This is a genomic window from Mesorhizobium sp. M0047 (assembly GCF_040323315.1).
Classification (GTDB): domain Bacteria; phylum Pseudomonadota; class Alphaproteobacteria; order Rhizobiales; family Rhizobiaceae; genus Mesorhizobium.
Window position 1 is genome coordinate 137,973 of sequence record NZ_JAMYUW010000010.1, and the last position, 12,171, is coordinate 150,143.

The window sequence follows — 12,171 nt, forward strand, 5'->3', positions numbered from 1 at the left end:
ACAAACGGAAAACCGAATTTGTCCAGAGATCATGCTCAACCACAGAAACTGGCTGCCCGGGCGCTGCTTGCAGTCGTCTTCTGGCCGTCGCTGTTCTTCTTCTGGTTCCTCGGGCCGTTCGTCTTCTTCCTGCTGTCGACGACCTCAAGCGAGGTTTGCGCCCGGCTGGAAACGCGCGCGCAGTTTCTTGCCGCGGCCAACGGCGCCATCCCGATGCTCATCGCGCAGAACCTCATCTACGCGATTCCGATCGTCTGCCTGGTGCTTTGGGGCCGCCTTTTCCCGGATCCGAAACGGGCAAGACATATCGTCACCTGCATCAAGCTTTTCGCTTGCGCCGTGGTCATAGGGGCGCTGTGGGAGTACGGCTCTTCGCTCGTCTGCGACGGTTATGGTCAACCGTTCTTCTCGCCAGCCTGGCAGATGACGAGTTATCTCCCCATAATCAGCCTGATTATCAACATTCCCCTCTATGTGCGGCTTTCAGCCTTGGCCGTGCTTTTTCGACACGTGAGGACGTCGCCGAGGATGAAGCAAGCCCACGGGCCTAACTCTTCCCTGATGTTCCCGGATCGTCTTGCCCTTGATGGGACAGAACGGCTTCAATCCGGACCGGAAAGGCTTTAGTCTCGCCCGACTCTCATCTAATGGCCGGCTACCGGCCGCTCGAAACAGGATTCTGCCATGGCAATGGATGCCCGCGACATCGAAAAACTGATCAAGGACGGCATTCCGGACGCCAAGGTGACGATTCGCGATCTCGCCGGCGACGGCGACCATTATGCGGCCGAGGTGGTGGCCGAGAGTTTTCGGGGAAAAACCCGCGTGCAGCAGCACCAGATGGTCTACGACGCGCTGAAGGGCAATATGGGCGGCGTGCTGCACGCGCTGGCGCTGCAGACCAGCGTTCCCGACTGACCGCAGACGAAAACAATCGCAACCACAGTATCGAGGAAACTGCTTGGCCCAACACAGCCCATCCTTTGCGCCATTTCAGCCACGGCACGGCTAAAGTCTTGTTTCGAGCAATCGTTGGGTTTATTTGAATGGAAATGTTTCGAGCCTGACTCCCACAGGCGGGAAAGGATATTCAATGAGCGGCATCAACGACTACATCGACAACGAAGTGAAGGGCAACGACGTCGTCCTTTTCATGAAGGGCACGCCAGGTTTCCCTCAATGCGGGTTTTCCGGCCAGGTCGTCCAGATTCTTGACTATATCGGCGCGGACTACAAAGGCGTGAATGTTCTGGACTCCGCCGAACTGCGCCAAGGCATCAAGGAATATTCCAACTGGCCGACGATCCCGCAGCTTTACGTCAAGGGCGAATTCGTGGGCGGCTGCGATATCGTGCGTGAGATGTTCCAGGCGGGCGAACTTCAGACATTCCTTGTCGAAAAGGGTGTCAGCGTCAAAGGCGCCGCCTGACTCTTGTTTTCGTGCATGTCGGCCGCCTAACCGCCGCACACATGCATGAAACGCCAGGGCACCCTCGGCAATTTTCATGTCCTGAACTCAGGACCAAGACGAGCCAATGCGCCGGCCCGCCGGCGCATTTTCGTTTGAACGATCGGACTTGCCGTGGATCAGCAAAAGTCAGCGCCGCAACCGGCAAGCAAACTGCCCATTCCTCGCTGGGAATTCATCGCGCTGTGCGCCGCGCTGATGGCGCTGAACTCGCTGGCCATCGACATCATGCTGCCCGCACTGCAGCAGATCGGCGCCTCGCTTGGCGTCGAGAACGAAAACCACCGGCAATATGTGATCACCGCCTATATTCTGGGCTTCGGTGGCGGCCAGCTGTTCTTCGGGCCGATCTCGGATCGCTTCGGCCGTCGCGCGCCGCTGGTCGCTGGGCTGGTGGTCTATGTTGCCGCGGCTGCGGCGGCCGCCGTTGCACCGAGTTTTGAAACATTGCTCTTGTGCCGGGCCGTGCAAGGCATTGGTGCTGCCGCGACGCGCGTCATCGCCGTCTCGATCGTGCGCGATACGTTCGATGGCCGACGCATGGCCGAAGTGATGTCGCTCATCTTCATGGTGTTCATGGCGATACCGGTCATTGCCCCCGGCATCGGCCAGTTCATCATGCTGTTAGCGACATGGCACTGGATCTTCGTCACCATGGCCGTCGGTGCGCTCATTGTCTCGGCCTGGTCGCTGCTGCGCCTGCCCGAAACATTGCATCCCGAACATCGCCGGCTGATGACCGTCAACTCCATTGTCGGCGGGTTTCGCATCGTGCTCACCAACCGCGTTGCAATCTGCTATGCCTTCGCCAGCACCTTCATTTTCGGCGCCATGTTCGGCTTCATCGCTTCGGCGCAGCAGATCTATGTCGACATATTCAATGTCGGCGAGATGTTCCCGGTCATCTTCGCCGGGGTTGCGGGCGTGCTTGCTTTCTCCAACTTCCTGAACTCGCGCCTTGTCGGCCGTATCGGCATGCGCCGCCTGTCGCAGAGCGCGCTGCTGTTGTTCCTGGTCATCAGCCTTGCTTGGCTGGTCATTTCGCTGGAAATGAAGATGCCGCTCTGGCTGTTCATCACCTTCTTTGCCTGCGCCATGCTACCGTTCGGCGCCCTCGGCGCGAATTTCAACGCGCTGGCCATGGAGCCGCTCGGCCAACTGGCGGGCACGGCGTCATCCATCCTGGGTTTCATGCAGACTTTTTTGGGCGGCATTCTCGGCACGCTGATCGGCCAGGCGTTCAACGGCACGGTGACCCCGCTGGCCGCCGGCTTCTGCAGCGTCTCGGTGGCAGCGCTGCTGATGATTTTCATCGCCGAGCGCGGCAAGATGTTCCAGCCGCAGAACCCGCCCGTCTCTGGGCACATCACCGACTTGCATTAGGACGCCCCCTCAAGGGCTGCCGTGAAGCGAGGGGCAAGCATACGCCCCGCGATGGCTTCGCCCATGCTGTCCGAAAAGGGCAATGGCAGGGCGTCGTCGAGTGCCCTGAGGATTGAAGCCACGAAGGCCCGGCTGAGCTGGGCATCGGTCCCCAGATCGGAATAGGTGGCGCGAGGCTTGCCAATCAGTGTGCCGTTGCGACGAAGCGAGAACCGCAGCGTCAGGGACATGCCGGCGGTTCCGGGCGGCGGCTTCCAACAGGCATAGATTGCGTCGGACATCTCTTTTATCGTGTCGACGGGATCGGGACTGCGACAGGTGCGCTCTTGCGATCTTGCTTCGTTGGAGCTGGCAAACAAGGCGGCGGCAAGTGCCGCCGCGACAATTGCGAACCGAGGTTTCATTCGAGAGCCTCCGGATTTGCGTGAGATTGCACCGCTCCTTCAGCCGGACACCGCCGGTTCGGACACTGGCCGCAGGATTGATCCTATTGCGCCCAGAGTTCGCGGCGCAATTCCTGCCAGCTTTCCAGATCGGGCGCGACAAGCAGGCCGCCGCCGAGATGCGAGGGCAGATAGGCGCTGCCGTCGAAGCGCGCGGCATGACCACCGGCTTCGGCATGGATCAGCACACCGGCCAGATGGTCCCACGGCATCAGCTTGTTATAGACGACGAAGTGGGCATGGCCGCTGGCCAGCAGGCGGTATTCGTGCGCCGCGCAGCGATAGGCGAATTGCGACAGGATCTTCGTCTGGTTGCGCGCCAGCCGCGACCGCTCGGGCTCGGACATATACTGCCAGGAGACCGAGCCTGTCATTTCCGAGATCGGCGCGGGTGCCGCGACATGGACCTTGTCGATGCTGCCATGCGCATGCCGGATATGGCTGCCGGCGCCTTTGGCACCGATCAGCCAGTCCTTGCCGACGGGATCGTGGATGATGCCGGCAACGGTCTCGCCCTTGACCACGACAGCCAGCATGACGCCGAACAAGGGCACGCCGGAGGCGAAGTTGAAAGTGCCATCCACCGGGTCGATGACGAACGCCAGATCGGCATCAACCAGGCCATCAAGCAGTGCCGGATTGTCGGAACAGGCCTCCTCGCCGACGACCATCGCCTGGGGATAACGCTCGCGCAGCCGCGCGGTGATGAGCCGCTCGGCATCGACGTCGGCTTCCGTCACCAGGTCGGCGGCAGAGGTCTTCTGGCGGATGTCGCCCTCGCCCAGCCGGCGAAAGCGAGGCATGATTTCGGCTTTCGCGGCGTCGGATAGAAGGCCAGCGAGCCAGTCGATCGCAGTATCGTCAAATGTCATCGGCTTGCCTTGTGCCGACGGTCTCATTGAGCGCCGCGAAATCGAACAGCTTTCTGTCGAGCAAATGCGATGGCCTGCTGTTCGACAGCGCGCGCAGCATCGTGTCCTTGCGGCCGGGCATGCGCTTTTCCAGGTCCTCGAGCATGGCCTTCATGGCGTTGCGCTGGAGACCTTCCTGGCTGCCGCAGAGATCGCAGGGAATGATCGGGAATCGCATCGCGGCAGCGAATTTTTCGAGGTCGCCCTCGGCGCAATAGCTCAGCGGCCGCAGCACCATGACGTCGCCGTCGTCGTTGAGCAGCTTTGGCGGCATGGCGGCGAGACGGCCGCCATGGAACAGGTTCATGAAGAATGTCTCGAGAATGTCCTCGCGATGGTGGCCGAGCACCAGCGCCGAGCACTCCTCTTCGCGCGCAATGCGGTAGAGATGGCCGCGCCTGAGACGCGAACACAGCGAGCAATAGGTGCTGCCCTGAGGCAGCTTGTCGGTGACGACGGAATAGGTGTCCTGATATTCGATCCGGTGCGCAATGCCGTATCTGTCGAGATAATCCGGCAGGATGTGTTTGGGGAAATTCGGCTGGCCCTGATCGAGATTGCAGGCCAGCAATTCGACCGGCAGCAGTCCACGCCATTTGAGGTCGAGCAGCACGGCGAGCAGACCGTAGGAATCCTTGCCGCCCGACAGCGCGACCAGCCAGCGCTGGCCGGGCTTCACCATCGAGAAATCCTCGATCGCCTGTCGGGTCAGCCGCAGCAGCCGTTTGCGCAATTTGTTGAACTCGACCGACGACGGCACATCGGCAAACAGCGGATGAAAGCCGCCTTCGATTTCGCTGGCTGGTTCGAGCGATTCGGCGTCCGGCAGCATGTTCATGGCGTCAGTTCCAAAATCCGGGAGCAACGACGGTTCGGCACTTCGTTGCGCCCGGGATTAGCGGAGATGGCCGACAAAGAAAAGGCAGACAAAGAAAAGGCCGCCTCGACGGGCGGCCTTTGCTTGGTATCGCAAAACGCGTTCGCTCAGCGCGAATGGAATTCGTCGCTTAGCGCGAATAGAATTCGACGACCAGGTTCGGTTCCATCTGCACGGCGAATGGAACGTCCGCCAGGCCGGGGATGCGCGAGAAGGTCGCGACCATCTTGTTGTGATCGGCTTCGATGTAGTCCGGCACGTCGCGCTCGGCGAGACCGACCGCTTCCAAAACGATAACCAACTGCTTCGACTTTTCGCGGACTTCGACGACGTCGCCCGGCTTGCAGCGGTACGAGCCGATGTTGACGCGCTTGCCGTTGACGTTGACGTGGCCATGGTTGACGAACTGACGGGCGGCGAAAATGGTCGGCACGAACTTGGCGCGGTAGACGACCGCGTCGAGACGCGACTCGAGCAGGCCGATCAGGTTCTCCGAGGTGTCGCCCTTGCGGCGGTCCGCCTCTTCATAGACCTTGCGGAACTGCTTTTCCGAAACGTCGCCATAGTGACCCTTCAGCTTCTGCTTGGCGCGCAGTTGCAGGCCGAAATCGGAAAGCTTGCCCTTGCGGCGCTGGCCATGCTGGCCGGGGCCGTATTCACGCTTGTTGACCGGGGACTTCGGGCGGCCCCAGATGTTTTCGCCAAGACGGCGGTCGATCTTGTACTTCGCGGATTCGCGCTTGCTCATCGCATTCCCTTTTCAAAACAACACACCCGGAACCTCATGGTCCGGGTGAAGGAAACGCGCCCTCCTCTGGCCTCCGTTTTCGAGACCTGACAGGGTTTTCCCACGCAACGCGGCGGAAAACCCACGGGACACGTCAGTTCAAACAAGATAGCAGAATTGAGTTTCCACGCATCTTGCGCACATAAAGAAAACCACCGGGCGTTGCGGCCCGGTGTTGGCGCGCTGATTAAACGGAGATTTAACCGGTGTCAAGCTTGCTGCTGGCCTTGGGTTTGGCGGCGATATAGCGTCTCTGGGTTGAGTGCGGTGCCGGACGTGGCGGGAGGTTGCGCCAACGGCATTAGGAAGGGACTTGAGCAAAGGAGCCACAATTCGCATGAAGAAGTTCTTCCTTACCCTGACGGGAGCCGCGGTGTTGGCGGGATCCATGGCGGTCATGACGCCGGAGCCGGCAATGGCGCGGCACTGGAGTGGCCACCGGCAGCACGAGGTCTGCCGCATCGTGGTCAAGAAGAAGATTGTCTGGCGGCACGGCCACAAGAGGGTCATCCGTTACAAAGTCAAGCGCTGCTGGGCGCGCTGGTAGGCTCCCGGTTCGGTCTCAGGCGGCCGACATATCGTTTCAAAGCCCGCGGTCTTGGCCGCGGGCTTTTTCATTCCAGCTCATGTTCTTATGGACGAGCTTGTTATCGATGGCGAAACGCGGATGCCCTGATCCCTAATGTTTCGATTTCTTCTCCGGCAGGCTTTTGCGCTTCGTCTCGGCGAATTCCTCAAGTTGCTTCTCGCTCATCGATTCGTACATTCCCTTGGAAGCGCCCTTGAGTTCGCCCTTCTTCATCTCGCCGCGCTTGGCCGACAAGGCGGCGCCAGCGGCTTTCTGCTGGGCTTTCGAGGTGGCTGGCATGGCTGATTCTCCCTTCATTGCCTGAGAGAAAACGCGACAAGCCAGCCAATGTTCCGGATATCAGGCGACCGTCAGGCCAAAGCCCTGCATGAGCCGGCTGGTAGCGAAGTCCACCTTGCCGGAGGTGAAGACTGCAATGTCGGGCTCACCCACCGGCAGCGGTCCGTCGACCGGTGCAAGCAGCGACATGGCGCGGCGGGCGATCGCTTCGGCCGGGTCGATCCAGTCGACCGGCCAGGGTGCGGTCTTGCGCATGCGGTTGGCCAGGAACGGATAGTGCGTGCAGCCGAGCACGACGATGTCGGTGCGGGCGCCGTCCTTCTCGACAAAGCATGGTGCGATCTCCTGACGCACGATCTCCTCGTCGACGAACCCCTCGCGCATGTAAATCTCGGCCAGCGGGGCGAGCCGGTCCGAGCCGACGAGCCGCACATGGCATTTCTGCGCCCATTTGCCGATCAGGTCGCGCGTGTATTGACGCTTGACCGTGCCGGGCGTCGCCAGCACCGAGACCAGCCCGGAGCGCGTGCGCTCCGCCGCCGGCTTGATCGCCGGCACCGTGCCGACAAAGGGATGGCCCGGGAATTTCGCGCGCAGCGCATCGATCACCAGCGTCGACGCGGTGTTGCAGGGGATGACCGAAATCTCGGGCCGAAATTTTTCCAGCAGCGCGCCGAACAGGCCAAGGATATGGGCGTTGAGGGCCGGTTCCTCCCAGGCGCCATAGGGGAACGCGGCGTCATCGGCGATATACACAAAGCGGCGATCGGGCATCAGCACGCGCGCCTCGCGCAGCACGGTGAGCCCGCCGATGCCCGAATCGAACATCAGGATCGGCCGTTCAGTCATTGTCGGTGCCCTTTCCGCCGAATGGCGGTACGTCGTCGTCCTTGCCGGTGTCGGCAAGGCGATTGCCTTCCGCTTTGCGGGCGCGCGCGGCGGCCGCGGGCAACCGCCTTGGATCGTCGCCCGGGGAACCATCGCCGCGCGGCATCGCCGGCGAAAATCGGTCGAGCGACGAGATGATGCCGCGCAGCACCTTGAGCTCCGGTTCGGCAAATCCGGGGCGTGTCAGTACGGCGCGCAGATTGTCGACCATCTTCGGCTTCTTCGGGGCCGGCCGGAAATAGCCGCGCGCTTCCAAGGCACCTTCGAGATAGGCGAACAGGCCGTGCAGTTCTTCCTTGCTTGCCGGCTTCATATCCGGGCCGGAAAAATTGGTCTTGGTCTCGTCCTCAAGGCCGGACTTCATCCATTCGTAGGACATCAGCAGCGCCGCCTGGGCGATGTTGAGCGAGGAGAAATCGGGATCGACCGGAAAAGTGACGATCTCGTCGGCTAGGCCAACCTCGTCATTGTAGAGGCCGAAGCGCTCGCGTCCGAACAGGATGCCGGTTCGCTGCCCCATTGCGTGACGGGCCCGAAGCATCCTGCCCGCTTCCACTGGACCCCGCACGGCTTTGAAGCCGTCGCGCTGCCTGGCCGTGGTGGCAAAAACGAAGTTCAAATCGGCGAGCGCCGAGGTCAGATCGCCGAAGACGGTGACTGCGTCTATGACATGATCGGCGCGGCTGGCCGCCGCGCGTGCCTTCTCGCTCGGCCAGCCGTCACGCGGGTTGACCAGGCGCAGCTCGACCAAGCCGAAATTGGCCATGGCGCGCGCGACCATGCCGATGTTCTCGCCAAGCTGCGGTTCGACGAGGATGATCGCCGGGCCGGTGGTCACGAGGCCGCGCTGAAAGTCCGTTCCTGCCATGTGTTCCAGATGATTGCGCTACGAAGTCTCCGCGTCCTGCCATATCGATACGGCTTTTTGAAGAGCGGTCGGTCGCCCGACTGAGAAATTGCTGTAGCGCGTACCTGCCGCTTCCCTTGGTTGCGTTAAGAAATCCGATGGTCGCACTCTTGATGCACGCGACCGTCGGGCTCGCGAAAGTCGCCACACGTGTCTGGGCAAGCCAGTCGTCGCACGGCGTATGAAAAAATGACGAGACTAGCTCCTCGGTGTTTATAACGGAATAAATCCGATCTCATTTACTGCCTTGTCCCACCAACCCGCATCCCAAATCGCCGACAGATGTACCGTCTCATGCTCGCTGCCGGCATCGACGATGTTTTGCATTCTTAGAAATCATCTACGATCAGGGTGCATATTTGTTTACGATGACGCAGCGCGTCACTGGAAAATTAGATTAGAACACTATAATATCCGACCCGCTTGGGGTTCAATGTGTATCGACGAATGGTATTTGGAAGGCGGAGTGCGCCTTGCATACTCCCGTCATTTTATCTGCGCCCCAGCATTTCGACACGGGTTTCAGCGGCCGACGAGGGCGTTGGCCATAATCTAGGAGGGGCAAATGAAATTGGTACGGTTTTTCCTTTCACTCGCTGTGTTGTTTGTGGCGTCAGTTTTCCTGATCGCGCCAGCTTCCGCGCAGGCGACACGGACGTGGGTTTCCGGTGTTGGTGACGACGCCAATCCTTGCAGCAGAACGGCGCCTTGCAAGACCTTTGCCGGCGCTATCTCGAAGACGGCGACGAGCGGCGAGATCAATTGTCTCGACCCGGGCGGCTTCGGCACGGTCACCATCACCAAATCCATCACCATCGACTGCAAGACGACTGAAGGTGGTGTGCTCTCCTCCCTTGTAAACGGCGTCGTCGTCAACACGCCTGCCGGCTCCGTGGTGCATCTTCGCGGCCTTGATATAGACGGCGCAGGCAACGGCTTGGACGGAGTGCGTATGATTGGCCAAGGCCAACTGCATATTGAGGATTCCAACATAGAGAGGGTAACCAGCAACGGCGTCGAATTTCTCGCCAACGGGAACAGCGAACTCTACATAAGCAACACTCGGATAGCCGAGGCAGGCGCTGAAGGTGTTCTCATCAAAACGTCTGGGGCCATTGGAATTAATGCCATCCTTTCGAAGGTGGAAATTACCAACAGCGGCAGCGGCATTCTTGTCGACGGCACCGGCAACACCCTTGCCATGAACATGACGCTGACCAACAGCCTGGTCAGCGGCAACACCGGCAACGGGGTGACGGTCAAATCCGTCGCCGCGGCATCGTCGGTGCGTGCGACGATTGTCGGCACCACAATCAGCGCCAATGCCGGCGTCGGCGTCAACGCGAACGGTGCCGCGGCCAGCGGCAGCGGAAGCGCCATCGCCTTTCTCGGCGGATCGGCGGTGTTCGGCAATGTCACCGGGGTCAGCAACACCGGTAGCGGCGCTGTCCAGTCGTTCAAGAACAACATGATCTCCGGCAACATAACCGACGGCACGCCGATCACGGCATTCCCGGGCCCGGGCGGGACACCGTTGCAATAAGCCCTGTCGTCTCCGCAGCAGCACGAAACAAAGGCGATGCCGGCTGCCTCTCAAGAGGTGGTGCCGGCATCGCTTTTTTGTTCCCGCTTGCTACAGCAGCAGCCTGTGTCTTCGGCTGCCCCGTTTGCACCGCTCGGATCGCTTTGCTATAGGCGAGGTCCCTGTCCCTGCGGGGCCGACCGCAATCAATCAACATTCGAACGAGGCATTTTTTCCATGGCGAAGATCAAGGTGGCGAACCCGGTCGTCGAGCTCGACGGCGACGAGATGACCCGCATCATCTGGCAGTTCATCAAGGACAAGCTGATCCACCCATATCTCGACCTGAAGCTCGAATATTACGACCTCGGCATCGAGCATCGCGACGCGACCAACGACCAGGTGACTATCGATTCGGCCAACGCCATCAAGAAATACGGCGTCGGCGTGAAATGCGCGACCATCACCCCCGACGAGCAGCGCGTCGAGGAATTCAAGCTAAAGAAGATGTGGAAGTCGCCGAACGGCACCATCCGCAACATCCTCGGCGGCACGATCTTCCGCGAGCCGATCATCATGAAGAACGTGCCGCGGCTGGTGCCCGGCTGGACCAAGCCGATCATCGTCGGCCGTCATGCCTTCGGCGACCAGTACCGCGCCACCGATTTCCGCTTTCCCGGCAAGGGCAAGCTGACGATCAAGTTCGTCGGCGAGGATGGCAAGGTGATCGAGCACGATGTCTACGACGCGCCCGGCGCCGGCGTCGCCATGGCCATGTACAATCTCGACGAGTCGATCCGCGAATTCGCCCGCGCCTCGCTCAACTACGGCCTGCTGCGCAACTATCCGGTCTATCTGTCGACCAAGAACACCATCCTCAAGGCCTATGATGGCCGCTTCAAGGACATTTTTCAGGAAGTCTACGAGGCTGAATTCGAGGCCGAGTTCAAGTCGAAGAAGCTATGGTACGAGCACCGGCTGATCGACGACATGGTGGCTTCCAGCCTGAAATGGTCGGGCGGCTATGTCTGGGCCTGCAAGAACTATGACGGCGACGTCCAGTCCGACACGGTGGCGCAGGGTTTCGGCTCGCTCGGCCTGATGACCTCGGTGCTGATGACGCCGGACGGCAACACGGTGGAAGCCGAAGCCGCGCACGGCACCGTCACACGCCATTATCGCCAGTACCAGAAGGGCGAAGAAACCTCGACCAATTCGATCGCCTCGATCTTCGCCTGGACGCGCGGCCTCGCCCATCGCGCCAAGCTCGACGACAATGCAGAGCTGAAACGCTTTGCCGAGACGCTGGAACGGGTCTGCATCCAGACCGTCGAATCCGGCTTCATGACCAAGGACCTGTCGCTGCTGATCGGCCCCGACCAGCCCTGGCTTTCGACCACCGGCTTCCTCGACAAGATCGACGAGAACCTGCAGAAGGCGATGGCCTGACCTCTCGAGGTTCGGGAGGGCCAGCATGGGCAAGCCCATCGTCTACGGGGCGAATTACAGCGTCTATGTGCGCATTGTCCGCCTCGTGCTTACGGAAAAAGGCATCGACTACGAGCTTGTGCCGGTCGATGTCTTTGCCGTCGAGGGTATTCCCGCCTGGTATTTCGAGCACCACCCGTTCGCCCGCATCCCGGCTTTCGAGCATGATGGATTTCGGCTGTTCGAGACGAGCGCGATTGCCAGATATATCGACGAGGCGTTTGACGGGCCGAGCCTTCAGCCCGCGAGACTCCGCGTCCGCGCAACGATGAACCAAATCCTCGGCATGCTCGACGCTTATGCATACAGATCCATGGTCTGGGATGTCGCCGTCGAGCGGCTGGAGAAGGAAGCCCCTGACGAAGCACTGATCGCCAACGGGCTTTCGCAGGCAAGCAAGGCGCTTCAGACGCTTTCCTCGCTGATATTGCCAGGGCCGTGGCTGCTGGGCGACCAGCTGACCCTGGCCGATCTCCACGCGGCGCCGATCGTGGGTTATTTCGTCAAGGTCGCCGAAGGACAAAGCCTGCTAGCTGAATTTCCGACGATCCAGGCTTGGTGGGAGCGGATTTCAGCTCGTCCAAGCTTTGTCGCGAGTGCCCCGACGAGCTGATCGGCCTGAGCACGCC

The 12,171-nt window shown here is 60.7% G+C and carries 15 protein-coding genes; 8 read left to right on the forward strand and 7 right to left on the reverse strand.

Translation table 11 applies throughout. The annotated features are described in order from the left end of the window. The first annotated feature begins 18 nt into the window (after nucleotides 1-18). The 4 genes from NKJ89_RS12325 to NKJ89_RS12340 all read left to right on the forward strand — a co-directional run bounded on the left by NKJ89_RS12325 (nucleotide 19) and on the right by NKJ89_RS12340 (nucleotide 2,851). Nucleotides 19-627: a hypothetical protein gene (locus tag NKJ89_RS12325; RefSeq protein WP_352602677.1), complete on the forward strand. Its 609-nt coding sequence runs from the start codon at nucleotides 19-21 to the stop codon at nucleotides 625-627. Nucleotides 628-684: 57 nt separating this feature from the next. Then, a complete protein-coding gene (locus NKJ89_RS12330; protein WP_023759532.1) occupies nucleotides 685-918 on the forward strand; it encodes a BolA/IbaG family iron-sulfur metabolism protein in 234 nt (77 codons plus the stop codon). 175 nt (nucleotides 919-1,093) lie between these two features. After that, nucleotides 1,094-1,429, forward strand: coding sequence for a Grx4 family monothiol glutaredoxin (gene grxD, locus NKJ89_RS12335; protein WP_013532137.1), 336 nt, complete (start codon nucleotides 1,094-1,096; stop codon nucleotides 1,427-1,429). A 153-nt stretch (nucleotides 1,430-1,582) separates the two neighbouring features. Next, entirely contained in the window at nucleotides 1,583-2,851 is a 1,269-nt protein-coding gene (locus NKJ89_RS12340; RefSeq protein WP_352602679.1) for a multidrug effflux MFS transporter, read from the forward strand. Here NKJ89_RS12340 and NKJ89_RS12345 read toward each other — a convergent pair. The 4 genes from NKJ89_RS12345 to rpsD all read right to left on the reverse strand — a co-directional run bounded on the left by NKJ89_RS12345 (nucleotide 2,848) and on the right by rpsD (nucleotide 5,830). After that, nucleotides 2,848-3,255, reverse strand: a complete 408-nt coding sequence (locus NKJ89_RS12345) for a UCP034077 family protein (protein ID WP_352602681.1) — start codon at nucleotides 3,253-3,255, stop codon at nucleotides 2,848-2,850. The genes NKJ89_RS12340 and NKJ89_RS12345 overlap by 4 nt on opposite strands. An 83-nt stretch (nucleotides 3,256-3,338) precedes the next feature. After that, complete coding sequence (locus NKJ89_RS12350) at nucleotides 3,339-4,166, reverse strand: inositol monophosphatase family protein (RefSeq protein WP_352602683.1); 828 nt, start codon at nucleotides 4,164-4,166, stop codon at nucleotides 3,339-3,341. After that, nucleotides 4,156-5,043 carry a tRNA 2-thiocytidine(32) synthetase TtcA gene (gene ttcA / locus NKJ89_RS12355; RefSeq protein WP_352602685.1) on the reverse strand — a complete coding sequence of 296 codons (888 nt, stop codon included), beginning with the start codon at nucleotides 5,041-5,043 and terminating at the stop codon, nucleotides 4,156-4,158. The genes NKJ89_RS12350 and ttcA overlap by 11 nt, the downstream gene beginning before the upstream one ends. Nucleotides 5,044-5,212: 169 nt before the next feature. After that, complete coding sequence (gene rpsD, locus NKJ89_RS12360; RefSeq protein ID WP_023759539.1) at nucleotides 5,213-5,830, reverse strand: 30S ribosomal protein S4; 618 nt, start codon at nucleotides 5,828-5,830, stop codon at nucleotides 5,213-5,215. 376 nt (nucleotides 5,831-6,206) lie between these two features. Here rpsD and NKJ89_RS12365 point away from each other — a divergent pair, with 376 nt between their 5' ends. After that, nucleotides 6,207-6,416, forward strand: a complete 210-nt coding sequence (locus tag NKJ89_RS12365; protein WP_352602687.1) for a hypothetical protein — start codon at nucleotides 6,207-6,209, stop codon at nucleotides 6,414-6,416. Between the two features lie 132 nt (nucleotides 6,417-6,548). On the opposite strand, the gene NKJ89_RS12370 is transcribed toward NKJ89_RS12365, so the two are convergent. From NKJ89_RS12370 to NKJ89_RS12380, 3 genes are read right to left on the reverse strand one after another with little or no spacing between them, the layout of a single operon-like run. Then, a complete protein-coding gene (locus tag NKJ89_RS12370) occupies nucleotides 6,549-6,737 on the reverse strand; it encodes a DUF3008 family protein (RefSeq protein ID WP_023759541.1) in 189 nt (62 codons plus the stop codon). A 60-nt stretch (nucleotides 6,738-6,797) separates the two neighbouring features. Then, a complete protein-coding gene (gene murI, locus NKJ89_RS12375; protein ID WP_352602689.1) occupies nucleotides 6,798-7,586 on the reverse strand; it encodes a glutamate racemase in 789 nt (262 codons plus the stop codon). Next, the gene (locus NKJ89_RS12380) at nucleotides 7,579-8,493 is read right to left on the reverse strand and encodes an RNA methyltransferase (protein WP_352602691.1); all 915 of its coding nucleotides are present in this window, start codon (nucleotides 8,491-8,493) and stop codon (nucleotides 7,579-7,581) included. The genes murI and NKJ89_RS12380 overlap by 8 nt, the downstream gene beginning before the upstream one ends. Nucleotides 8,494-9,097: 604 nt before the next feature. Here NKJ89_RS12380 and NKJ89_RS12385 point away from each other — a divergent pair. The 3 genes from NKJ89_RS12385 to NKJ89_RS12395 all read left to right on the forward strand — a co-directional run bounded on the left by NKJ89_RS12385 (nucleotide 9,098) and on the right by NKJ89_RS12395 (nucleotide 12,155). Next, entirely contained in the window at nucleotides 9,098-10,075 is a 978-nt protein-coding gene (locus NKJ89_RS12385; RefSeq protein WP_023759545.1) for a right-handed parallel beta-helix repeat-containing protein, read from the forward strand. 216 nt (nucleotides 10,076-10,291) lie between these two features. Then, on the forward strand, nucleotides 10,292-11,503 hold the full coding sequence (locus tag NKJ89_RS12390; RefSeq protein WP_352602693.1) for an NADP-dependent isocitrate dehydrogenase: 1,212 nt from the start codon (nucleotides 10,292-10,294) through the stop codon (nucleotides 11,501-11,503). Between the two features lie 25 nt (nucleotides 11,504-11,528). Further along, complete coding sequence (locus tag NKJ89_RS12395) at nucleotides 11,529-12,155, forward strand: glutathione S-transferase family protein (RefSeq protein WP_352602695.1); 627 nt, start codon at nucleotides 11,529-11,531, stop codon at nucleotides 12,153-12,155. Nucleotides 12,156-12,171: the final 16 nt, after the last annotated feature.